Source organism: Solibacillus sp. FSL W7-1324 (genome assembly GCF_038008025.1).
Classification (GTDB): domain Bacteria; phylum Bacillota; class Bacilli; order Bacillales_A; family Planococcaceae; genus Solibacillus.
On the sequence record NZ_JBBOYH010000001.1, the window covers coordinates 2252560 to 2275419 of the forward strand.

The 22860-nt window shown below is 39.5% G+C and carries 22 protein-coding genes, 1 other RNA gene and 1 other annotated feature; of the genes, 2 read left to right on the forward strand and 21 right to left on the reverse strand.

Annotation, left to right across the window (positions count from 1 at the left end; translation table 11 throughout):
* Window positions 1-5 precede the first annotated feature (5 nt).
* Window positions 6-1151 carry a cysteine desulfurase family protein gene (locus MKY71_RS11160; protein ID WP_340732630.1) on the reverse strand — a complete coding sequence of 382 codons (1146 nt, stop codon included), beginning with the start codon at window positions 1149-1151 and terminating at the stop codon, window positions 6-8.
* 25 nt (window positions 1152-1176) lie between these two features.
* Window positions 1177-1596: a cysteine metabolism transcriptional regulator CymR gene (gene cymR / locus MKY71_RS11165; RefSeq protein WP_008408540.1), complete on the reverse strand. Its 420-nt coding sequence runs from the start codon at window positions 1594-1596 to the stop codon at window positions 1177-1179.
* 132 nt (window positions 1597-1728) lie between these two features.
* On the opposite strand from cymR, the gene MKY71_RS11170 reads away from it, so the two are divergent.
* Window positions 1729-3009 carry a replication-associated recombination protein A gene (locus tag MKY71_RS11170; RefSeq protein ID WP_339194975.1) on the forward strand — a complete coding sequence of 427 codons (1281 nt, stop codon included), beginning with the start codon at window positions 1729-1731 and terminating at the stop codon, window positions 3007-3009.
* Window positions 3010-3065: 56 nt separating this feature from the next.
* Here the strand turns inward: MKY71_RS11170 and MKY71_RS11175 are convergent, their stop codons facing one another.
* The 6 genes from MKY71_RS11175 to hisS all read right to left on the reverse strand — a co-directional run bounded on the left by MKY71_RS11175 (window position 3066) and on the right by hisS (window position 8793).
* Window positions 3066-3560: a GTPase gene (locus MKY71_RS11175; RefSeq protein WP_339171917.1), complete on the reverse strand. Its 495-nt coding sequence runs from the start codon at window positions 3558-3560 to the stop codon at window positions 3066-3068.
* Window positions 3561-3704: 144 nt separating this feature from the next.
* Window positions 3705-4109 carry an aminopeptidase gene (locus MKY71_RS11180; RefSeq protein WP_340732631.1) on the reverse strand — a complete coding sequence of 135 codons (405 nt, stop codon included), beginning with the start codon at window positions 4107-4109 and terminating at the stop codon, window positions 3705-3707.
* A 314-nt stretch (window positions 4110-4423) separates the two neighbouring features.
* Complete coding sequence (locus MKY71_RS11185) at window positions 4424-5185, reverse strand: tRNA threonylcarbamoyladenosine dehydratase (RefSeq protein WP_079527771.1); 762 nt, start codon at window positions 5183-5185, stop codon at window positions 4424-4426.
* Between the two features lie 194 nt (window positions 5186-5379).
* Window positions 5380-5577: non-coding RNA, 6S RNA (gene ssrS / locus MKY71_RS11190), on the reverse strand.
* A 160-nt stretch (window positions 5578-5737) separates the two neighbouring features.
* The gene (aspS, locus tag MKY71_RS11195) at window positions 5738-7510 is read right to left on the reverse strand and encodes an aspartate--tRNA ligase (RefSeq protein ID WP_339171923.1); all 1773 of its coding nucleotides are present in this window, start codon (window positions 7508-7510) and stop codon (window positions 5738-5740) included.
* Window positions 7511-7524: 14 nt separating this feature from the next.
* Window positions 7525-8793: a histidine--tRNA ligase gene (gene hisS, locus MKY71_RS11200; protein ID WP_340732632.1), complete on the reverse strand. Its 1269-nt coding sequence runs from the start codon at window positions 8791-8793 to the stop codon at window positions 7525-7527.
* An 86-nt stretch (window positions 8794-8879) separates the two neighbouring features.
* Window positions 8880-9117, reverse strand: a binding site (T-box leader).
* Between the two features lie 149 nt (window positions 9118-9266).
* On the opposite strand from hisS, the gene MKY71_RS11205 reads away from it, so the two are divergent.
* On the forward strand, window positions 9267-10871 hold the full coding sequence (locus MKY71_RS11205) for an N-acetylmuramoyl-L-alanine amidase (protein WP_340732633.1): 1605 nt from the start codon (window positions 9267-9269) through the stop codon (window positions 10869-10871).
* Window positions 10872-10943: 72 nt separating this feature from the next.
* On the opposite strand, the gene MKY71_RS11210 is transcribed toward MKY71_RS11205, so the two are convergent.
* The 13 genes from MKY71_RS11210 to MKY71_RS11270 form a co-directional block, all read right to left on the reverse strand.
* On the reverse strand, window positions 10944-12143 hold the full coding sequence (locus MKY71_RS11210; protein WP_340733640.1) for an iron-containing alcohol dehydrogenase: 1200 nt from the start codon (window positions 12141-12143) through the stop codon (window positions 10944-10946).
* 139 nt (window positions 12144-12282) lie between these two features.
* Window positions 12283-13068 (reverse strand): vWA domain-containing protein, encoded by a 786-nt coding sequence (locus tag MKY71_RS11215; RefSeq protein WP_340732634.1) that lies wholly within the window; start codon window positions 13066-13068, stop codon window positions 12283-12285.
* Window positions 13069-13235: 167 nt separating this feature from the next.
* Window positions 13236-13457, reverse strand: a complete 222-nt coding sequence (locus tag MKY71_RS11220; protein WP_340732635.1) for a phosphate-starvation-inducible protein PsiE — start codon at window positions 13455-13457, stop codon at window positions 13236-13238.
* Window positions 13458-13650: 193 nt separating this feature from the next.
* Window positions 13651-14214 carry an NUDIX hydrolase gene (locus MKY71_RS11225; protein ID WP_339171933.1) on the reverse strand — a complete coding sequence of 188 codons (564 nt, stop codon included), beginning with the start codon at window positions 14212-14214 and terminating at the stop codon, window positions 13651-13653.
* A gap of 118 nt (window positions 14215-14332) precedes the next feature.
* The gene (locus MKY71_RS11230) at window positions 14333-14761 is read right to left on the reverse strand and encodes a GatB/YqeY domain-containing protein (protein WP_339171935.1); all 429 of its coding nucleotides are present in this window, start codon (window positions 14759-14761) and stop codon (window positions 14333-14335) included.
* Window positions 14762-14915: 154 nt separating this feature from the next.
* On the reverse strand, window positions 14916-15569 hold the full coding sequence (gene phoU / locus MKY71_RS11235) for a phosphate signaling complex protein PhoU (RefSeq protein ID WP_340732636.1): 654 nt from the start codon (window positions 15567-15569) through the stop codon (window positions 14916-14918).
* Between the two features lie 22 nt (window positions 15570-15591).
* The gene (pstB, locus tag MKY71_RS11240; protein WP_340733641.1) at window positions 15592-16335 is read right to left on the reverse strand and encodes a phosphate ABC transporter ATP-binding protein PstB; all 744 of its coding nucleotides are present in this window, start codon (window positions 16333-16335) and stop codon (window positions 15592-15594) included.
* Between the two features lie 84 nt (window positions 16336-16419).
* Window positions 16420-17298 carry a phosphate ABC transporter permease PstA gene (pstA, locus tag MKY71_RS11245; RefSeq protein WP_340732637.1) on the reverse strand — a complete coding sequence of 293 codons (879 nt, stop codon included), beginning with the start codon at window positions 17296-17298 and terminating at the stop codon, window positions 16420-16422.
* A gap of 1 nt (window position 17299) precedes the next feature.
* Window positions 17300-18244, reverse strand: a complete 945-nt coding sequence (gene pstC, locus MKY71_RS11250; RefSeq protein WP_340732638.1) for a phosphate ABC transporter permease subunit PstC — start codon at window positions 18242-18244, stop codon at window positions 17300-17302.
* A 106-nt stretch (window positions 18245-18350) separates the two neighbouring features.
* The gene (locus MKY71_RS11255) at window positions 18351-19319 is read right to left on the reverse strand and encodes a PstS family phosphate ABC transporter substrate-binding protein (RefSeq protein WP_339171945.1); all 969 of its coding nucleotides are present in this window, start codon (window positions 19317-19319) and stop codon (window positions 18351-18353) included.
* A gap of 160 nt (window positions 19320-19479) precedes the next feature.
* The gene (locus MKY71_RS11260) at window positions 19480-19893 is read right to left on the reverse strand and encodes a response regulator (protein ID WP_339195009.1); all 414 of its coding nucleotides are present in this window, start codon (window positions 19891-19893) and stop codon (window positions 19480-19482) included.
* A gap of 53 nt (window positions 19894-19946) precedes the next feature.
* Entirely contained in the window at window positions 19947-22157 is a 2211-nt protein-coding gene (locus MKY71_RS11265; RefSeq protein ID WP_339171949.1) for a peptidoglycan D,D-transpeptidase FtsI family protein, read from the reverse strand.
* A 190-nt stretch (window positions 22158-22347) separates the two neighbouring features.
* On the reverse strand, window positions 22348-22785 hold the full coding sequence (locus tag MKY71_RS11270) for a universal stress protein (protein WP_340732639.1): 438 nt from the start codon (window positions 22783-22785) through the stop codon (window positions 22348-22350).
* Between the last annotated feature and the right edge of the window lie 75 nt (window positions 22786-22860).

Here is a 22860-nt window from a genome sequence, read left to right on the forward strand (position 1 = left end):
TAAATTTACGAAGTTAGTCGTTTCACAATTTCAGCAGTACGCTTTCCTGCTTCCTGTACTAACTCATCTGTTAATCCTAACCCAAAACTGAAGCGAATGGAACTACGAAGCTCAGGCGCATTCTGTCCATACATCGCAACAAGTACATGGGACGGGTCAATCGAACCAGCCGTACAAGCAGAACCGCTTGATACAAGTACACCTGCCATGTCCAGATTGATTAAAAATGATTCAACATCCGTTCCTGGGAAAGTGACATTCAATACATGCGGTAACACGCTCTTTTGATGACCATTCAGATGAAACTTAACACCTGCCAGCTGGAACTGTTCGATTAAAATATTTTTGAATCCGTTGTACTGCTCGATACGCTCAAGTGCAGATTGTCCAGCTAACTCGGCAGCTTTTGCAAATGCAATAATCGCCGGTACATTTTCCGTTCCTGCACGGCGTTTTTTCTCCTGGGAACCGCCATATAGGATATTGGTTAATTTAACTCCTGTTTTTGCATATAAAAAACCAATCCCTTTAGGACCATTAATTTTATGGGCAGAAACACTGAGCAAATCAACTTGAAGAGCTTCTACATCCATTTTTTCCAGTCCGAATGCTTGGACGGCATCTATATGGAATGTTGCGGAATGTTCTTTTAAAATCGCTCCAATTTCGGCGATAGGCTGGATTGTGCCGACTTCATTGTTACCATACATAATCGTAACTAAAATCGTATCATCACGTAATGCCTCTTTCACCTGTTCAGCACTGATTCGCCCTGTTTTATCCACAGGTAAATACGTCACCGTAAAACCTTCTTTTTCAAGCTTTTCACACGCATGTAAAACGGCATGGTGTTCAATTGCTGTTGTAATAATATGTTTGCCTTCTTTTTGGCGCGCATACGCTGTTCCAAAAATAGCCATATTATCGGCTTCTGTTCCACCGCTTGTAAAAATAATTTCAGAGGGTTTCGCATTTACCTTTGCTGCTAAACTTGCCCGAGCATCATCCAGTGCTTTACGTGCACTGCGTCCAACTGTGTGAATACTTGATGCATTACCGCTTTCCTCGGCCATTGCACGTGCCATTACATCGATTACTTCCGGTGCAATGGGTGAAGTTGCGGCATGATCAAGATAAATTGTATTTTTCAAAACAAACTAACTCCTTTAAATAACACTAAATGTAAAACATATAGCCGTCAGATACTTCATTATTCGTATATTTAGCCAAATCGTCAATCGTCGTTGTATCCAATACATTTTTTACTGCATCGCGAATACGCATCCATAATTCACGTTGTGGCGCTTCTTCATTTTCAATTCCTTCAACCGGCTGAATCGGCCCTTCCAATACACGGATAACATCAGCTGCTGAAATTTCATTTGGCTTGTGTGCTAACATATATCCGCCATATGCACCGCGGACACTTTTGACAAGTCCTGCATTTCGCAATGGTGACACTAACTGCTCTAAATATGCTTCAGATAAATCTTTATCTGCAGCAATTTGTCGAAGCGGAATCGGTCCTTCACCATAATGCTTCGCCAATTCAATCATAATCGTTAAACCGTAACGTCCTTTAGTCGATATTTTCATCGTTACACCTCTTATTTTCTAGTCCTTTAATATACTTCATTATAACACAACTCCTTTTAAACCACTCGGAAATACTTTATGATTATTAACAAAACCATTTTATTCAACTGAAAAGAAAAGGAGCGAAAAATTATGCAAAATGAACCGCTCGCCTATAAAATGAGACCTCGCACTATTCGTGAAGTTGTTGGTCAGCAGCATATTATTGGACCGGCAACACCCTTATTTAAAATGATTGAAAAAGGACATGTACCTTCGATGCTGCTGTACGGGCCTCCCGGGGTAGGAAAAACTTCGATTGCAAATGCGATTGCCGGTAGTTCAAAACTTCCTTTCTTTGCATTAAACGCTACACATGCCGGAAAAAAGGATATCGAGCAAATCGTGATGGATGCCCGAATGAGCGGTAAAGTCCTCTTGTTCTTGGACGAAATACACCGTTTCAACAAACTGCAGCAAGATACTTTACTGCCGCATGTCGAAAACGGTTCAATCGTCTTGATCGGGGCAACAACGGAAAATCCATTCCATGATGTAAACCCTGCCATCCGTTCACGCTGCGGGGAAATCTTACAGCTAGAACGCTTAACAGGCGATGATATCGTCCAGTTGCTTAACCAGGCAATGTCAGATAAAGAACGCGGCCTTGGCCATTTGGAAATCGATATTACGGAACAGCAAATAGAAAAAATTGCGAATGCCTCAAATGGCGATGCCCGAAAAGCATTAACTCTATTGGAATCGGTTTATTATGCTTCAGATGAAAAAGACGGGATCACGATCATTAATGATAATGCGATCGATGCCCTTGCAAAAAGAATCGGGGTTTTTGGGGATAAGGGCGGCTCCCATTTCTACAACCTATTGTCGGCGCTCCAAAAGTCGGTACGCGGCAGCGATCCGAATGCTGCGCTGTATTACTTGGCACATTTACTCGAAAATGGTGACCTGGTTGCGGTATGTCGAAGACTGCTCGTCATGGCATATGAAGATATAGGTCTTGCCAATCCAAGTGTCGGGGCACATGTACAGGCAGCAACAGAAGCAGCCGTAAAACTTGGGTTGCCGGAAGCGCGCATCCCGCTCGCAACAGCAGTCGTGGAAATGTGTTTATCGGACAAATCAAATTCAGCCTATAAAGCTTTGGATGCGGCGATCGCAGCAATTCATGAAGGGAAAACCGGTGATATTCCGAACCACCTAAAAGATGCTCACTATGCCGGTGCGGCAACTTTAGGCCATGTCGGATATCAATACCCGCATGACTCCCCTATTGGAACATTCGGCGGCTGGGTCCCTCAGCAATATTTACCGGATGAACTTGCAGGTACGGAATTTTACAAGCCCGTCATTGCAGGGGAAGAAAAAAGAATGGCCGCCATCTATGAAAAACTGAAATCTTTTAAGAAATAAGCGGTTTTACACAAAAAGAGTCATTTTCACATTCGTGAAAATGACTCTTTTATCTATTACTTTTCGTATGACTCAGCAAATTGCTTAAATGCTTTAATGCATTGTTCCACATTGTCGGCAACTGATAGTTTAACTTCTTCACCATTTAACTGATGAATACTTTTTTGAATTTCCGATAGCAATTCTTCATTACTCTCAGTATGTGCGTTTGGAATACAGCTCGCACTTAATTCATATAGCTTGATGACATGGTCACGTGCATCTGCATCATTTTCTGCTATTAAATTAGCATGCGCTAAACCTGTAAAGTATAAAAGTTTTGAAGTAATATCCATATATAGGATCCAATAAGTATTGCTTGATGGCAGTTCCCCGTTATTTTTCGCGATGTATTCATTAAAATTATTCGCTACTTTATGCAATAATTCATCAAGCTGCTCAAAAGCTTTCGACCAATTTGGTTTCGTATCGATATTTTCAAAAACGATTCTATCCATTTTCAACTGTAGACTCGGCAAATTCAATAAATCATTTTTCATTTCAATTGTCATTCTATCGTCCTCCTTGCATCCCCATGCATATTATCAATACTTTATTAACTATAGCAAAAAAAAGGAATTTTTCTGCAAAAACGAAAAAATCATTAAAATCCTGCCATATTTTTGCCATAATTAATCTCTTTATAGAATATTATGTCATTTGCTATTCAAAGATTCATCTGTCAGACGAGAAAAGTATTTTTCATATAATAACTTCTCATTTTCAATAGAACCGGTTTTATAAACGACCATTACACCTTGATAATAAATTTTAATGGATTGGCCAGAACTGTAAAAAATCCATTTAAATGATTCGATCCATCTATCTAGACTTTTTTCATCATTGTTCAAAAATAATTGCTTTCCTTTTATAACACCCGCCATTTTCCAGAAACCTTCACTTAACTTGAAGTTTTTCGTTAAAAAATCATATTCGGGTTCAACAATATGATCAATATCATAAATGTGGATCGTATTTAAATTGGCATCAATTGCAATTTCAACCGACCCGATGACATCATGTAAATTCAAGCCCCTGTACTCCAATTGTTGAATGACCATCTTTAAACTCCCTTCCAAAACATATTTATTATTTTATCACAATAATAACTACTTATTCAGATAAATGAATGGATATTCATAATTAAGCTATTTTAAGGGAATTATTGTATAACTAATTAAATTATGTAATTTATTAGGCGCTATTTGATTGATGGAATGGTTATTCTAATTCTAAAACAGTCTACTCAGAAAATTCCATATGGCCAGGTAGTGTAGATTACTTTTCAATCTATAGCAATTATCCATTAAAAAAGATGTGTAAAAAAGAGACGAACCTCCTCTTTACACATCTTTTTATTTAAAGAAATCTTCATTTAACCTTGAACGCGGTTAATTTGGACATCTTTTAAAATCGTATTTATTACCCAGCTTGCAGCTATTAAGCCAGCTACAGATGGTACGAATGCATTTGATGAAGGCGGTAATTGTGCTTTGCGGATTTCTGCTTCAGGTTTTCCGACATATTGTGCAACGTCAGGACGCACGACAATCGGGGATTCATCTGAAAATACAACAGTTACACCTTTTTTAATGCCTTCTTTGCGAAGTTTTGTACGAATTACTTTTGCCAGTGGATCTGTATGCGTTTTTGAAATATCAGCAATTTGGAAACGTGTAGGATCCATTTTGTTTGCAGCACCCATGCTTGAGATAATTGGGATATTGCGTTTTAAACATTCTTTCATAATGTGGATTTTGTACATTACAGTATCGGATGCATCAATGACATAATCGATTCCTTGTGCGAAAAACTGTTCATATGTTTCTTCTGTGTAGAACATATGCATATCGATTACTTCACATTCAGGGTTGATATCTGCAATCCGTTCTTTCATAACAGCAGATTTTGATTTTCCGACCGTTGATAAATAGGCAACTAATTGACGATTAACATTCGTAATATCCACATTATCTTTATCTACTAATATGATTCGGCCAATCCCGCTGCGTGCACATGCTTCTGCAGCAAACGAGCCTACCCCGCCTACACCTAAAATTGCGACTGTCGTTTCTTTAAGCTTTTCTAAGCCTTCTGTTCCAATAGCTAATTCGTTTCGTGAAAATTGATGTAACATCTAATTTTACCCCTCAATCTTTATCATTCTACTAGGCATTATATCGACATCAATTACGAGATGCAAGCAACAATATAATGACAGAAAATAGCATTTGCAATATTTTTTACTTTATAAATGCTTCCATTCCAGTTATGAAGGCAAAATAAAAATACTCTTCTACATGAAAGTAGAAGAGTAAAATTAGAAAATTGACGAATCCCAAATATGCCGTCTTGCTACAACATCGTTTTGATCCCGCGTCTATAGCAAGGGGGTGCACTAATCGCAGCGTTAAACTTCCCGCTCCAAATGGGGCATGTTTGCTTCTACGGTAATAGTAGCTCCCAACGATTTATTGTTCGGTCAAAAGTGTTTAGTAACAAATATAGCGACGAACACTTCAGGATTCGTATTAATGATATATTAACACCAATATTCTGATTATTCAATCGAAAACATCGCATTCTCATAAATTATTATTATTGTACTAACTTTTTAGAAATATATGGTTCCATTTTACTTAATATAAAAAAAGGTACTTCTTCCCGAGAGAAGAAATACCTTTATGATTTATTTTTTTGCTGTTGCTGCAATACGTAAGCTTAACTCTTCAAGCTGTGCATCGGAAACTGGTGATGGTGCATCTGTTAATAAACAGCTTGCCGTTGCCGTTTTCGGGAATGCAATTGTATCGCGTAAGTTTGTACGGCCTGCAAGAAGCATTACTAATCGGTCAAGACCCATTGCTAATCCGCCATGTGGAGGAACGCCATAGTCAAACGCTTCTAGTAGGAAACCGAACTGTGCACGTGCTTCTTCTTCACTGAATCCTAGCAGTTCAAACATTTTCGCTTGTAAATCCGGCTCATAAATACGAAGAGAACCGCCGCCAAGCTCGTAACCATTTAATACGATATCGTAGGCTTGAGCACGAACTTCTTTAGGGTTTGTATTCATTAACTCCAAGTCTTCATCGAATGGACGAGTGAATGGATGGTGAGCCGCATAATAACGACCTTCCGCCTCATCATATTCGAATAATGGCCAATCAACGATCCATAAGAATTCGAATTTCGACTCATCGATTAAGCCTAGCTCTTTTCCTAATTTTAAGCGTAATGCGCCAAGTGCATCTGCAACTACAGAAGATTTGTCTGCAACGAATAATAATAAGTCACCAGCTTGTGCTTCTGTTGCTTGGATGATGCCGTCCGCTGCTTCTCCTTCAAAGAACTTCGCGATTGGGCCATTCAAGCCTTCTTCTGTTACTTTTAACCAAGCTAAACCTTTTGCTCCGTAACGGCCCGCAAATTCGCCTAAAGCATCAATATCTTTACGAGAATAGTTTGCTGCCGCGCCTTTTACATTAATTGCTTTCACTTCGCCGCCATTTGCTACTGCGTTTGCAAATACTCCGAAAGCAGATTCTTTCACGATATCTGAAAGCTGTTTTAATTCCAGTCCGAAACGTACATCCGGTTTATCTGAACCGAAACGATCCATTGCTTCTTTATAGCTCATGCGTGGGAATGGAGTTACGACATCAATACCTTTGACATCTTTCATAACTTGAGTCAGAAGGCGCTCATTCATTTCGATAATTTCATCCATTGATAAGAATGAAGTTTCAATATCCACTTGTGTGAATTCCGGCTGACGGTCTGCACGTAAATCTTCATCACGGAAGCATCGAGCAATTTGGAAATACTTCTCAAAGCCACCTACCATTAGAAGCTGTTTAAATAACTGTGGAGATTGCGGCAATGCATAGAATTCGCCGTCATGTACACGTGATGGAACCAAGTAGTCACGTGCGCCTTCTGGTGTTGATTTCGTTAAAATTGGTGTTTCAACTTCCAGGAAGCCTTCGTTTTGTAAAAAATTACGGATTGTACGTGTTACATCAGAGCGCATTTTAAATGTGTCATACATTACAGGACGACGTAAATCTAAATAACGGTATTTTAAACGTAATTCTTCCGATACTTCGACATTGTTATCGATTGCGAATGGCGGGTTTTTAGCTTCATTAATAATTGTCAGTTCCGAAGCTGCCACTTCAATTTCGCCTGTTTTCATATTTTTATTTATTTGAGCTGCATCACGTAAAACTACTTTACCTTTTACTTCAATGACAAACTCACTGCGAATTTTATTTGCTAGTTCTAAAGCATCTTTCGCCTGATCTCCGAAAACTACTTGTACGATCCCTTCGCGGTCACGCATATCTACGAAAATTAATCCGCCTAAGTCACGACGTTTTTGTACCCAACCTTTTAATACAACTTCTTGTCCCGCTTCTGCAGCTGTTACTAAACCGCATGCGTGTGTTCTTTGCGCCATTGTTTATTCCTCCACTATTTGTTTTCTAAAACGTATTGGACAAGCTGACCGAATTCCACTTTTGTCTGATCGCCTGTCTCCATTGTTTTGACGTTTACTGCTTGCTCTTCTAATTCTGACTCACCTAGTACAATGACAAATTTAGCGTTAGCACGGTCGGCAGCTTTCATTTGTCCCTTCATTTTACGGTCCAAATAATCCATATCTGCTGAAATACCCTTTGCACGGAATGAACTTACAAGCTCCACTGCTTTTAGTTTTGCCTCTTCACCCATTGCCACAACATACATTTCGAGATCATTACCTGTCGCAAGCTCAATATTTTTTGCTTCCAGTGCTAATAATAATCGTTCAATCGATAAGGCAAATCCGATACCCGGTGATTCCGGTCCGCCAATATCTTCAACTAAACCATTATAGCGACCGCCGCCGCAAAGTGTCGTAATTGAGCCGAATCCGTCACCTGTAATCATAATTTCAAATGCTGTATGGTTGTAGTAATCAAGTCCTCGTACTAAGTTAGGGTCGACTTCGTAAGAGATGCCGAGTACATCTAAATATTGTTTTACTTTCGTGAAGTATTCCGCTGAAGAATCCGTTAAATAATTTGTTAGAGCCGGTGCAGTTGCCATTGCCGGGTGTTTCGCATCCACTTTACAATCCAAAATACGTAATGGATTTTTCTCCAGACGGCTTTGACAATCGCTGCAAAGCTCACCAATGACCGGTGTGAAATGCTCGATTAGCGCGCTGCGGTGAGCATCACGTGTCTCTTTATCACCTAATGAGTTAATGACTAATTTTAAGTCCGTCAAGCCAAGTGTTGTATACACATCCATTGCTAGTGCCATTACTTCCGCGTCAATCGCCGGATCGGCTGAACCGATAGCTTCTACACCAAACTGAACGAATTGTCGGTAGCGGCCTGCCTGTTGGCGTTCATAACGGAACATTGGACCTGTGTAATAAAGTTTGACTGGCTGATCTGCCTGACCGAACATTTTATGCTCCACATATGCACGAACCGCTGAAGCTGTTCCCTCTGGACGTAATGTTAATGAACGATTTCCTTTGTCCGTAAATGTGTACATTTCTTTTTGTACGATATCTGTTGTATCGCCTACACCACGTTGGAATAGCTCTGTTGACTCAAACATTGGTGTGCGAATTTCGTTATAGCGATATTTATCACATAAATCACGAATGACACGTTCTACATACTGCCATTTCTCGGATTGACCCGGTAAAATATCCTGTGTTCCTTTAGGTACTTTAAAATTCATAAAAAGCACTCCTCTCTTAGTTGACCAAACTTTTCGCGTGCTATTTAAGAAGAAAATAAAAAAAGCCCCCGCCCCTTGCAAATACTGCAAGGGACGAAAGCTTGTATAATCTTCCGCGGTTCCACCCTAATTGATGTATGACTACATCCTCTCGAATTCGGATAACGGCCGACTCCGTTTTCCCCTACTAGAAAAAAATTTTTTTCGAGGAAACGCCTCTCAACTGTTGTTCACATGTTACATACTGCAGGAAAGATTACAGCCTAAGTCTTTCCCTCTCTTTTCAGCATTGGCAACCGCTACTTGTTTGGTCATTGGCAATGTTACTTTTGTTAAATTAACATTAATCTTAATGATGTCGTGACAAGTTGTCAACCATTTTCAAAAAAACGCTATATTTTTTGTCATAAATACTTTTATAATATAGGAGTATATAGTGAAAGGTCATTTAACTAAATTAAAAGGAGGAAACTATGAAAAAAAATAAAATAATAATAGGTTTATCGTTTTTATTATTATTCACGGCAATTGTTCCGTATTATTTTTCCGCTCGCCCTGCACTGGCCAATGGTGAACCGTTGTATGTAAACGCGGAAATATTATATTTGCGTGAAGGTCCAGGTCTTTCCTATCCGATCCTCGATACGTTAAAAGAAGGTACCGAAATTATGTCAATTGAAAAACAAGGGGATTGGCACCATGTTCAAGTCGGTCAGCAGGAAGGATGGGTTGCGGCATGGCTTGTGAAAACAGCCAATGGACAATCAGATTCATCAATTGAAAAAACAGTCATTTCACAGGTAAACGCTTTAAATGTGCGTGTAGCACCATCACTATCAGCTTCTGTTTTGACGAAAATCTCTTCCGGGACGGAAAGCAAATTTTTAAAACAGGAACAGGACTGGATTCAAATTCAGTTCGGCGAGATGACAGGCTGGGTATTTGCGGAATACGTCACAGTGAAAGAAGCGAAGACAGAAGTGCCGGCTGCCCCTTCCGATAACGGACAGCAGGATCAGTCCAATGAACCATTACAACAAATTGATCCAAATACATTTACTGTTAACGTCAATGCTGTCAATATCCGAAAAAAACCGGATTTAACAGCCAAAAAATTAGGGCTTGCCACTGAAGGCCAACAATTTAAAGTAGTCAGCCGAGATCATAATTGGGTCGAAATTGAATATGAAAAAGGCAAAAAAGGTTGGATCTACAGTTTTTACGGAACGTTTACAAAACAATTGAAACAAAATCCTTCATCTGAAAAAGAAGATACGAAAAACTTTGTGACGATTATTTATAACGGAACAAATTTAAGGGAATCCCCTTCGACCTCTTCAAATGTTGTTGTCATTGCAGATGCTGGTCATACATATCCGATAGTGGAAAGTGAAGGCGACTGGTTTAAAGTTGCAGTAAACGATCGCCAAACGGCATACGTCGCAAACTGGGTTGTAAGTGAAAACAATTCACAAGGAACAACAGCCAAAAAAAACAATACAAGCGAGGCAGCCGAACGTAAAAAAGGGACATTAAAAGGCTTAACAATCGTACTGGATGCCGGTCATGGCGGTAACGACCGCGGGACTACGGGTGTCCGTGGAACAGACGAAAAAGATATTAATATTCTTACAGCTGAACTGCTCCGCTCCAAATTACAGGCAGCCGGTGCAAATGTTGTCATGACACGTGAATCCGATGTTTTTGTCGACTTACGAAAACGTGTTGCCGTATCCCATCAGGCTGGTGCGGATGCGTTTATCAGTATTCACTATGATGCAAACGAAGATAGCTCGGTGAGCGGATTTACGACCTATTATACAAACGGTTATCAGAAAAAGCTTGCCGAATATGTACATGACGGCCTGGCATCGAAAGTAAACTTGAAAGACCGCGGACCACGCTTCGGCAACTATTTAGTATTGCGTGAAAACCGTCAAAATGCTATATTGCTGGAGCTTGGCTATTTAAGCAACGCTTCTGAAGAACGGGCCATTACTACAGATTATTACCGGGAACAAGCAACACTCGGCATCTATCAAGGCTTATTAAACTACTTCGACGATCAGCTTGATTAATAACATATACCCAATCATAAACCCCGATTTTCTATAGAAAATCGGGGTTTACTTGATTAAAATCCTTATCCACTATTCCTGAATAATTTGATATAAATAAAACATTTCATCTTTATTTACAATGCGGGGTACCGGATACAGCGGGTTCGCTTCTTGTAGTGCGCGCTCCACCATTAACGGCACATCACGGTTGACGATTCCTGTTATTTTGCGTGGAATCTCCATTTTGTTATTCAGTTCTTCAATTGCTTCGATGAACAATTCCGCCTTTTTTTCATCACTATCTGTTATTTTTCCGATTCCTACAATTGTCGCCAGTTCTGCTAACGGTTTGGCCGCGCTCTCACCATAAAACCGTAGTACATGCGGAAGAATTACCGCATTGGCAAAACCGTGCGGAACTTGATAAAATCCGCCGAGTGTATGAGCAATGGCATGAACATAGCCTACATATGCCCGTGTGAACGCCAGCCCTGCCAAATACGACGCGCGTTGCATTTCTGTCCTCGCTTTCATATCTGTTCCATCTTCATAGGCGCGTACTAAATACTTAAAAATAAGAATAACAGCCTCTCGGGCATATTTTCTCGTCTCCTCCGTATTGCTTTTACCGATATATGCTTCAACGGCATGTGTCAATGCATCCATTCCCGTTGTAGATGTAATATGTGGTGGCAAATTAATTGTCAGTACCGGGTCCAGTACAGCATAGTGCGGTACAAGTACCGGATCCATAATGGCGAATTTCTCATGTGTTTCACTATTAGATACGACGGCGGCAATCGTCCCTTCGCTCCCAGTACCGGCAGTTGTCGGGATTGCAAAAAACGGCGGCATTTCTTTTCGTACTTTAAATAAACCCTTTAAATCAGCCAATGATTTTTCAGGGCGTGCGATTCTTGCTGCAACCGCTTTTGCACAATCCATCGGTGATCCTCCGCCAAATGCTATAATGCCATCACATTGATGTGCATCATACAATTCCAGCGCTTCTTCAATATTGGTGAAAGTCGGGTTTGGAACCGTTTTATCATAGACAACAAATGCAATATTTTGCTGCTGTAAGCCCTCTAATAACGTATCCATAAGCCCCAACTTGTGAATTCCTTCATCGGTTATCACTAAGAGCATATTTAAATCTAAACTTTTCACAAGATCCGGCAATTTTTCCAGGCTGTTTTCACCTTGGAGTAATTCCGGTTTTCTCCAGTTCATAAGCTTCATACCGACACGCATTGAACTTTGGACAGTTCTGCAATAGGCTGTATACATTAATCGAAACACTCCATTTCTCTCTAATTATGTATCCTTACTTTAAATATTCCGCATAGCCTTTTAAAATTCCTTGTCCATAACTAAATATCCGGCCAACAAAAAAACGAACCCGTCACGGATTCGTTAGAAAACTTTATTAATCGTTTGCAAAAAATACTTTGTCGGCAAACGCAATCGGCTGTTTTTCAAAATCATTTTCGCTCATTGCAATAACGGACAGATCGATATCAAGCTCCTGCATTTTCCCTGCCATCACTTGTTGATTCAATTTAGAAAAATCGGTAAATCGATTGTCTGTAATAATCATGAGATCCCGCTGATTATCAATTTTGTCCTTCGTAAACATTTCAATTGCCTTGTCAATCGCCGGCATAATCTGAGCGTCTCCTATTTCGTACTGCTGCAAAAATTGATCAAACATTTCAATATCCATTATTCCATTTTTAAAAAGAAGCGGTGGAGACGGTATGTTGCTAAATGGCAGGATGATTAAATCCCTCTTCTGGACAGCACATAAGTTAAATAGCGGCAATATCGTCCCTTTTGTAAAGGCTTCATACTCCTGCATGGCGCCAGATTGCTGTATGATGACAACCATTGGTGAATAAAGATTTTTCATCTCTTCAAACGGGACATACAATACATTGCCATCGCTAACCGTACGTTCTTTCAACAATTGCTTTTGTTGCTCAATCGGGAATAAATAATCTTTATCCTGTATTTTTGGCATCGTTGCTTCCACTTCTGCAATCATTTCTTCAAGTGCGATTGCAATTTCGATGACCTCTATGAATAATGGTTGCTGACCAAATTTCTTAAGAAACTGTTGCTGCTGGTTTTCATCCAAAGCTTGAAAAGATGCATTACGATATAAAAAATGAAGAATTTCATCGGTTAAAACAGTCTTATATTCATTTGTCATGTGAAACCCCTCCATCTGTTTTCAAATCAATACCGATAGTATAGCGAAAATCAAAATTAAAAAGTAGTAATTTAAACTGCGTGTGAATAACTGACTTTCTATTTGCGTTTTTTTGCATAAAAAAAGCGGTATCTCTAGGATACCGCACCACACATAAATGTATGTAATTATAATTTTTGAGTTAAAGCGTGTAAAGTATCTTTCAAATCACGATCGTTATCTGAAAGCTCGATTAAGTTTTCTAAACGTTCGTGTAAGACAGGACGTTCGATTACTAATTGTTCATGTAAAACTTGAACGAATAATTCGATAAGCATACGATTTTGAATTAATAATGCTTCTTCCACTCGGTCTGGGTTAACTTTATATTCTTTTACTTTTTTTGCCATTTGAAAATAGCCTCCCTTTTGTTTATACATCGTTATTTTAGCACACGGCTGTTTAGTTTTGTGAAATTATTTCATTTTCAGCAATCGTTTGTGTTTTTCTGTACATCAGCCAGTTGAATCCAGAAAATCTACGTAAGAAAAAACTTCATCCGCTGGCATGAAGTTTTGAAAAGCTGTGTTGTTTAATAACATTTTAACAACCAATTTTTTTGACCTTCTCAATAATTTTCTCATAGATCGGAATCATATGCGCTTCCGTACATTTTACGGCAACTTCGTCCATTCCGATCCATCCGACTTCACTATTTTCGTCGAGCTTCGCTTGGAATGTAGCTTCATCTTCGACTTCAAATATATACGTCACATTAAAATGTAAATGTGCAGCCACATATTTCCCGTTTTTCATATGACCGATTACCGGCAGGATATCCAGTGATATAATATCTTCTTGAATTGCTTTTGCTTCCGTAATACCCGATTCTTCCATCAGCTCTTTTTTTGCTACATTAAATAAATCAGGGTCTCCGTCTGCATGACCACCCATCCAGCCCCATGAATTATAAATATTATGATGCGCCATTAATACACGTGTACGATCCGGGTTGAACACAAAAGCAGAAGCAGTAAAATGCAAAACTTCATTATTACGTGTCAGGACATCTGATAACGTAGCCATTGCACGTAAAATGATGTCCCGATCCTTCGCTTCCTGTTCGTTGTATGGTACATACAGATTAATCTGTTCATGTAAGGTCATTTTAATCCTCCCTATTCTAATTCCTTTTGAATTGCCAATAGATTCGTTTTAGAAATATAGCGAAAAGGACGTGACCGCCAAATAAATGCGGCACACCTCCTTTTCTAAGTCTTAAAATTTAGGAAATGAGCGTTTTAACAACTTTTGAAATGGTTGCGCCATCTGCTTTTCCATCTAATAATGGTTTCGCAATTTTCATTGCGTCTCCCATATTCATTCCTGAAGTAATACCAGCTGCCTGAAGCTCGGCTGAAATTTCTTCCTCTGTTAACTGTTTTGGTAAAAAGCTTTTCAAAATAACTAGTTTTGCTTCTTCCTTTTCAATTAAGTCTGAACGGTCCGCTTGCTTAGCACCTTCCAATGACTGGTTTGTCTGCTTAATTTCACGATTAATGACAGCAGTTTCTTCCTGTGGCGTCAATTCCGCGCCCTTTTCTTTTTCTGCAGCATCCAAAGCGGACTTCACTAAAGTTAACACTCCTTTAGCTAATACATCCTTGTTTTTCATCGCTTGCTTTAATTGGTCAAATACAATAGTTTTTAACATGCTGTCTACCCCTTTACATCTAAATAAGTACGCAACTTATTTGAATTACCTATATTGTACCATGTACCCCTTCATTTCATAAATTATTCATTAATAAATTGTTTAAATAAAATTTCAAAAAAGTATAGGAAGTTTCCCCCTATACTTTAATCATTTAATTATTCAGTTCATAATGCTTTCCTTTTACGAGGTAGAACAAATGCTCGGCAATATTTGTTGCGTGGTCTGCCGCGCGTTCGATACAGCGGCAAACGTAAGATAAACTCGTCACTTGTGCAACATGCTCGTTGGAAACAGAGAGCTTCATTAAGTTACTGAGCGTATTACCTGTTAATTCGTCGACCTCATCATCCAGGTTTGCAATTTCTTTTGCCTTTGTCGTATTTTCCTCTATAAAGGCGTCGACAATTTGGCGCAGCATTAAGATTGTTTTATGAAACATTTCCTCAATCGGCTCCACACTCGTAACAAATGGCACTTTTCCAATACGAATCGATTCCTTTGCAATATTGACCGCATGATCCCCGATTCGCTCCATATCCGAGGCCGCTTTGATGACAACGATCAATCGACGCAAATCAGTCGCAACAGGCTGCTGTTTAGCAATCAGTAAAATTACGCGGTCATTGATGATTTCTTCAAGCCGATTAATCTTCGGATCGGTATCAATTACTTGTAATGCTAAATCGATATCCTTTTTCAAAAAAGCTTTGAAAGACTCCTGTAAAGAATGAATACTCAAATCACAAAGTTCCATTAAATCTTGTTGTACGGCCATTAAATCATGTTCAAAACGTTCACGAATCATCGGTATCATTCTCCTTTTCCCATTATCCAAAACGACCGGAAATATAGTCTTCGGTGCGCTGATCTGATGGAGTCGAGAAAATAATATCCGTCTTATCAAACTCTACTACTTCCCCATTCAGGAAGAAAGCTGTTTTGTCGGAAATTCGCGCCGCCTGCTGCATATTATGTGTCACGATGACGATTGAATACTGTGCTTTCATCTGCTGTACAAGCTCTTCAACCTTTAATGTAGAAATCGGATCAAGCGCTGATGTCGGCTCATCCATTAAAATGACATCCGGTTCGATAGCCAGGCAGCGAGCGATACAAATACGTTGCTGTTGACCACCTGATAGACTATAGGCATTTTGGTTTAAACGGTCTTTCACTTCATCCCATATTGCTGCACCACGCAGTGACTTTTCCACAATTTCATCGAGGATTTTCTTATTTTTTATTCCGTGAATACGTGGTCCGTATGCGATATTGTCATAAATCGACTTTGGAAACGGGTTCGGTTTTTGGAACACCATACCTACTTTCGTGCGAAGCTCCTCCACTTCATAGCCGTTCGAAAATATATTGCGGCCGCGGTAATTGATCTGTCCTGATGTACGTACGATCGGCACAAGCTCCACCATGCGATTCAATGCTTTTATATAGGTCGATTTCCCGCAGCCAGAAGGACCGATAATTGCGGTTACCTCGTTCTCTTTCATTTCCAGATTGATATCTTTTAAAGCATGGTGATCCCCATACCATAAATTAAAGTTATGAGACTGCATGATATTCGCTTGATTTGTTTCGATGCCCCTTGCAGATTGACGCACTTCATGTTTCGTTAATAGTTGTACCATTCCATTTACCTCCTAATATCGTTTTTGGAATTTATTTCGGATAAAGATTGCAATGGAATTCATCGTCAGTAGGAAAACCATCAGTACAATGATTCCTGCAGATGCCACATGCTGGAATGCTTCTTGTGGACGTTTTGCCCAGTCGAAAATCTGCATCGGCAATGCGGTAAATGTATCGAGATAACCTGTTGGTAAAAATTGCAATATTACCGGAATACCAATTACGACTAATGGCGCTGTTTCACCAATTGCTCGGGATAACGCCAAAATACTGCCTGTCAATATTCCTGGAATCGCAGCCGGCAGCACGACACGGACAATCGTTTGCCATTTCGTCGCGCCCATCCCGTATGAAGCCTCACGCTGTTCATTAGGTACCGCGCGGATCGCTTCTTGTGCCGCTACGATAATAACCGGCAATATAAGTAAACTCATCGTCAAACCAGCAGCTAAAATACTTTTATCGAAGCCGAACAACCGGACGAAAATTGTTAATCCCAGCAAACCGAAAACAATCGAAGGTACTCCTGCCAGGTTAGAAATATTGATACGGATAAAGTCGTTCAATTTATTTTGTTTTGCGTATTCTTCCAAATATAGTGCTGTACTTACCCCTAAAATAATCGAGACAGGTGCAACTACGCTCATCAGCCATAAAGATCCTACCAATGCGGCTTTAATCCCTGCATTTTCAGGAATACGCGACGCAAAGTTTGTAATGAAATTGATATCTAAAAAACCAAGTCCCTGCGTCAAAATTCGATAAAGTAGCATGCCTAATGAAACAAGCGCAAAACTTGTAGCAACAATAAAAATGAATTTCCACAATTTATTTGAAATGAGGCGTTTATTCATTCGCTTCATTACTAATTCTTCTTGAATATAGCGCATATTAATACTCCTCTCGGAAGCGTTTTGAAATATAGGTTGCGAGTAAGTTCATCGCTAACGTGAAAATAAACAATGTGAATCCGACAGCATAAATAGAATAGTAGATTGTTGTACCGTAACCGGCATCACCTGTCGTCACTTGCACAATATAGGCAGTCATCGTTTGAATCGAATCGGTAAATCCGAAGTCGAATTTTGGTGTAGAGCCTCCTGCCAAGGAAACTATCATCGTCTCACCTATTGCCCGGGAAATACCTAATACGACAGAAGCGACAATTCCTGATAAAGCAGCTGGCAGAACAACTTTAACGGCCACTTCGAATTTTGTTGCACCCAACCCTAACGCTCCTTCACGAATCGACCTCGGAACCGAGCTCATTGCATCTTCTGACATCGACGTGATCATGGGGATTATCATGACACCCACAACGATTCCTGGGCTGATCGCGTTGAAAATTTTTAAATCGGGAATAACCGTCTGTAATATCGGAGTAATGAATGACAAGGCAAAGAATCCGTATATAATCGTCGGTACACCTGCAAGCACTTCTAAAATCGGCTTAATGATTTTTCGTACACGTTCTGACGCATATTCACTGAGATAAATGGCCGCACCTAAACCGAATGGCACGGCTACAATAATCGCAATCAGCGTTATTTTAAATGTCCCGAATACTAATGGTAATATTCCATACAACGGCTCCTTACTAGAGAATGGCAGCCATTCTGTACCAAATAAATAATCTGTAATCGACACGCGCGTAAAAAATTCAAATGTCTCGAATATCAGTGTAAATACGATCCCAAACGTCGTAAGTACCGAAATCGCCGCTGCTAGAAATAACCCGAACGGCACGATTTTTTCGATTACCTTCTTTCCTTTGCGATTGCGCGAACGCTCGATTAGTTGTTGGACATTTACCTGCTCCTGTTGTTTAAGAGCCATGTGCGAAAACTCCTTCCAGTGTCATCTAGATAAAACGATCAAAATTTTTCACATTAAAAAATGTGCGGGGGGCATGAGAGCCACCCCACACTATTAAACATCGAAATTATTTCAGTGCTTCCAACTCTTTTAAAGCTTCTTCATACTTTTCATCCGGCAAGCTAACATATCCTACGACTTCTGCCATCTCCCCTGCGTTTTCAAGTGTAAATTTCATGAAGTCATATGTTGCTTCATTATCTTTAACTGCACTATTATTTACATAAACGAATAGTGGACGGGACAATGGAGAATATTCCCCTGATTCAATTGTTTCGTTAGTTGGTTCCACTCCATCCACAGTTACAACTTGTAATTTATCTTTGTTTTCCAGGTAATACGCGTAGCCGAAATAGCCGATTGCATTTTTGTCAGCTGTTACCCCTTGTACTAACACGTTGTCATCTTCAGATAATGTTGCCGATTTGACGATGTCTTCACCATCTAAAATGATTTCATCGAAATAGTCATACGTTCCTGAGTCAGAACCTGGTGAATAGAACACGATTTCTTCTTCCGGCCATGATGGATCGATATCAGACCATTTTTTTGTGGTCCCGTCTTCAATCCAAATCTGTTTTAACTGATCCACTGTCAGATCTTTTGCCCAAGTATTTTCAGGGTGTACTACTACCGATAAACCATCATAAGCAAGTTCAAATTCTGTATATTCTACTCCTGCATTTTTCAGCTCTTCCACTTCATTATCTTTGATTGGACGAGAAGCGTTTGAGAAATCTGTTTCACCATTGATGAATTTTTCGAAACCGCCGCCTGTACCAGATACACCAACTGCGACGCGTACATCTTTTTGTACCCCCGCGTATTCTTCAACTAATGCTTCTGTAATTGGAGCAACTGTTGACGAACCATCGCCTACTACATTACCTGTTAACTGTGCGCTGCCAGCTTCGGCTTGTTCTGTTGTTTGTGCAGATGTAGCTGTTTCATCATTATTTTCTTCTCCGCCGCATGCTCCTAAAACAATTGCCGAACCTAGTAAAGCTGTTGATGTTAAGTACTGCCACTTTTTCATTTGTAATTCCTCCGCTTGTTTAATAGATGTTTTTTCTTACAATTCCAACTATAGTGACAATTTATTAAGCATATATAATTCAGCCGTTAATTGAATGTAAAGCTTTGTAAATAAAAAAGACAATTTACAGGAAACCCCTGCAAATTGTCTCATTTTCTTCTTATTGAATCTTTTTTACACTTTTTATGTTAATAAGTTTAATAGAATGTTCTGTAAATGTCGGCTTTTCCTTTTTTGTCTTTACTTTATGTACATAAAGTAAAATCGTTTTTGCATCTTTCGGGTGGGCATAGCCTTCAAACGTCGCATTATATAACACCGTACCATCCCGTAAAGTAACCGTCGCTTTTTTGGCATCGACCAGTTCCCGTAAAAAAGGAAACGCTTTAACATTCCGTTCGCGTTCAGCACGGACTAAGCGTGGTTCCAGTATGAGCAGGAGTCCTTCAAACATTATGATATATATAACCGACATTAAAATGATGAGCCATACCGGCATGTCCATAAAAGCTAAAATTGCCGCATTACTTAAAGCACCGATTATGACGACAATATGTAAGATTTTCTTTCGCATTAAATGTTCCCCTTAAAAAAAATCCCGTAGCCAGAAACTACGGGATCATTATTTTATTCATTTACTGTTTCGACTTCTTCGTCCTCATCCAGTTTTTCATCAGAATGCTTAATGATTGGTTTTTCTACTTTACTTGTAGATAAGCCTTCTTCCGCATATTTGTTTTTCAGCTCAAAATACGAATCTACTAATTCACGGGCCGTCAAGTTCGCCTGTGGTAAATAGTTATTGTTAAAGATTGTCGTAGCCCAAGGATAAATGACTGCATAGGCAATCTCCGGGTCATCATATGGAGCAAAACCTACATGGACAATGTTGATTGTGTTTGTTTTCCACTTATCACGCTGCGGTCCATAGTAAACTACCTCGGCTGTACCTGTTTTACCAGCTCCGGTATAATCTGCTGTTTCAAATTGACGTTTTGCAGAACCATTTGCACCAAAGTATACGCGGCGCAGACCTTCTTTAACATGATCAATTTCCTGTTGGCTGTTTTCGATTTTGTTTAAAATTTTAGGTGTTACTTCTTCCACAACTTGCCCTAAATATTCTCCATCTTTAGAAGGGTTGCGAATTTCCTTTAGCATTCTCGGTTGGATGCGGTATCCGCCGTTAGCAATTGTTGAAATATATTGTGCCAATTGCATCGTTGTATACGTATCAAACTGTCCGATTGCCAAGTTTAATAGTTTTACATCGGTATCCGGGTCAGCCTGATATCCGGTAGATTCGCCAGGAAGGTCGACACCAGTTGGTACACCTAGTCCGAACTGTGCATATTCATTTCGCATTGTCTGCAATGTACCTGACTTTAAACTAAATCGCATACCAGGTGAATACGTACGACCACCGATACCCATCGCAATTTTGAACATATAGACGTTGGATGAACGTTCTAATGCCGTCAAATCATTCAGCATGACACTACCTGTCTTATTGAATAATGTATTTAATGTAATATTCCCGATTCGCATCGGTGAATCGAGCATGACCGTTCCGGGCTTAATAACGCCTTCATTGTATCCCATTAGGACGGTTGCTGCTTTTACAGTAGAACCTGCTTCATAGGCTGATGTAAACGTACCGTATGAATAGTCAACAATATAAGGTTTGCCCGTGTCTTTATCTTTTTCTATTTTTTTACCGACTACCGATAAAAGTTCGCCGGTTTTGGGATTCATCGCAACTAAAAAGCCACGGTCCAGTAATTGGGAACCACTTTTCGCTTTCAGTTCTAATAAATACTTTTCCAAAATTTCATCGGCTTTTTGCTGTAGTTCCACATCGATTGTTGTTACTAAATCTTTGCCGGGCTCCCCTGCAAAAGTCGTCATCGTTTCAACGACTTGACCTTTTTTATTCGTAATATTTTTAACGACCGATTTTTCACCCTGCAAAATTTCCTCGTACTGTGCTTCAAAATAACTTTCTCCAACACGGTCATTACGAGAATAATCACGTGCTAAATAATAGTCCAGTTTTGACTTTGGTACACCTTTGCTTGGTACCGTTGTACGACCTAAAATCGCCAATGGAGACAAGCGCACCCGCTTCCAATCGGTTGTCGTATTTACGCCAGGCAGGTCTGCCAATTGTTCTGAAACTCGGGCAAACTCTTCTGGTGAAACATTTTCACCTTTAATAATTTGCGGCGATAAACTATAGCCTGTCATCATTTCGCGGTAAATTGCCAGAACTTCCAAATCAAAATCGGAAAGCTGTTCCAGTTCTTCATCTGTAATACGATCACGGATTCGTCGATCATACTCTTTATTGATTTCTTTCGTTTCTAACTCTTCATTTTCAAGTTGGAATTTCGTCATTTCCTTTTGTGTAACTTTTTCTTTTGCTTTTTCCGGATTTCGTAAAATCCAGAAATCCAGTTTATCCCGTTGCGTTACTTTTTCTGTCGGCTGCTCGATGAGATGTGCAAGTTTTTCTGCAATTTCAAGCATTTCAGCAGATTTTGTCGTTTGCATTTTTGTATAAGTAATCGCATTTTCAGGCTGATTATCCACTAAAATACGACCATAGCGGTCAAAAATACGGCCACGGGGTACACTTGTATTCACCCGTACTTCTTCTGTACGCTCCAATTCGCGCACATAATCTTCGCCTTTTACAATTTGTATATATCCTAGACGAAAAATTAGTAATGAGAACAAAACAAATATTGAAAAGAAAAGGACATTCATCCGAAAAGTTAAACTTGCCCGTTGCTTTGCCTTCGGATTTTGCTGACGATTTTGCGTAATTTTGCGCAAAGAACACTTCCCCTTCCTTACTTTATGTAGCGAGTACATGAATGTATAGTCATAGCTTTTAGTATAACACTGAAAACTCTATGAAAAAAGAGTCCAGATTTTAATTATTCATCTTTTAGACGGCTGTGCTTTTATAAAGTTTCATAAAAAAGAAGCTTCACGAAAATTTCTGTGGAGCTTCGACATTTTATTAAGTATTTCTTACAACAAGGACGTCACAGCGGGCATTTCTTAAAATCCCTTCTGATACGGATCCTAGGAAAAAACGGGCTAACTCTCCTTTTCTTTTTACACCGCAAATTATTAAATCCACTTCTTCTTGCTGAGGGATATCTCGTGCGATAACGTGTTTGGGTGTCCCATATTCAATAATTTTTTTGATATTTGTTAACCCGGACTGCTGCGCTTTTTTCTCTAAAGAATCTAAAAGATCCTTTTTATTATTCGTAAACTTTTCCGCCATCTCAAAGTTATAGCTTTCTGAAAATGCAAAGGAACGAGTATCAATTACATGAACAATATACAGCCTACTTCCGACATTATTCAGTGCCACTTGCACAGCTCTTCTAAAAGCAACCAGCGACTCATTTGTTTCATCAACGGCAACTAGTATATTTTTGTACGTCATGCTCATTTATTCCTCACCTCTTTATACTTTATTCATAAGCAGCTTCGTTTAGGTGTACTTACGACTAGATGGAGG

What these genes read in the sequence shown, in the direction of transcription:
- aspS (WP_339171923.1), bottom strand. Translation starts at nt 7,510, where the DNA reads ATGGCGCAAAGAACACACGCATGCGGTTTAGTAACAGCTGCAGAAGCG.
- MKY71_RS11185 (WP_079527771.1), bottom strand. Translation starts at nt 5,185, where the DNA reads ATGTTACATCAATTTTCACGAAACGAATTAGCTATTGGAACAGAAGGC.
- MKY71_RS11230 (WP_339171935.1), bottom strand. Translation starts at nt 14,761, where the DNA reads ATGTTAAAAACTATTGTATTTGACCAATTAAAGCAAGCGATGAAAAAC.
- MKY71_RS11215 (WP_340732634.1), bottom strand. Translation starts at nt 13,068, where the DNA reads ATGACAAATGAATATAAGACTGTTTTAACCGATGAAATTCTTCATTTT.
- MKY71_RS11170 (WP_339194975.1), top strand. Translation starts at nt 1,729, where the DNA reads ATGCAAAATGAACCGCTCGCCTATAAAATGAGACCTCGCACTATTCGT.
- cymR (WP_008408540.1), bottom strand. Translation starts at nt 1,596, where the DNA reads ATGAAAATATCGACTAAAGGACGTTACGGTTTAACGATTATGATTGAA.
- pstB (WP_340733641.1), bottom strand. Translation starts at nt 16,335, where the DNA reads ATGCAGTCTCATAACTTTAATTTATGGTATGGGGATCACCATGCTTTA.
- pstC (WP_340732638.1), bottom strand. Translation starts at nt 18,244, where the DNA reads ATGGCTCTTAAACAACAGGAGCAGGTAAATGTCCAACAACTAATCGAG.
- phoU (WP_340732636.1), bottom strand. Translation starts at nt 15,569, where the DNA reads ATGATTCGTGAACGTTTTGAACATGATTTAATGGCCGTACAACAAGAT.
- hisS (WP_340732632.1), bottom strand. Translation starts at nt 8,793, where the DNA reads ATGAATTTTAAAGTACCTAAAGGAACACAGGATATTTTACCGGGTCAA.
- MKY71_RS11210 (WP_340733640.1), bottom strand. Translation starts at nt 12,143, where the DNA reads ATGTATACAGCCTATTGCAGAACTGTCCAAAGTTCAATGCGTGTCGGT.
- MKY71_RS11175 (WP_339171917.1), bottom strand. Translation starts at nt 3,560, where the DNA reads ATGACAATTGAAATGAAAAATGATTTATTGAATTTGCCGAGTCTACAG.
- MKY71_RS11270 (WP_340732639.1), bottom strand. Translation starts at nt 22,785, where the DNA reads ATGACGTACAAAAATATACTAGTTGCCGTTGATGAAACAAATGAGTCG.
- pstA (WP_340732637.1), bottom strand. Translation starts at nt 17,298, where the DNA reads ATGCGCTATATTCAAGAAGAATTAGTAATGAAGCGAATGAATAAACGC.
- MKY71_RS11220 (WP_340732635.1), bottom strand. Translation starts at nt 13,457, where the DNA reads ATGGCAAAAAAAGTAAAAGAATATAAAGTTAACCCAGACCGAGTGGAA.
- MKY71_RS11180 (WP_340732631.1), bottom strand. Translation starts at nt 4,109, where the DNA reads ATGGTCATTCAACAATTGGAGTACAGGGGCTTGAATTTACATGATGTC.
- MKY71_RS11255 (WP_339171945.1), bottom strand. Translation starts at nt 19,319, where the DNA reads ATGAAAAAGTGGCAGTACTTAACATCAACAGCTTTACTAGGTTCGGCA.
- MKY71_RS11225 (WP_339171933.1), bottom strand. Translation starts at nt 14,214, where the DNA reads ATGACCTTACATGAACAGATTAATCTGTATGTACCATACAACGAACAG.
- MKY71_RS11205 (WP_340732633.1), top strand. Translation starts at nt 9,267, where the DNA reads ATGAAAAAAAATAAAATAATAATAGGTTTATCGTTTTTATTATTATTC.
- MKY71_RS11260 (WP_339195009.1), bottom strand. Translation starts at nt 19,893, where the DNA reads ATGCGAAAGAAAATCTTACATATTGTCGTCATAATCGGTGCTTTAAGT.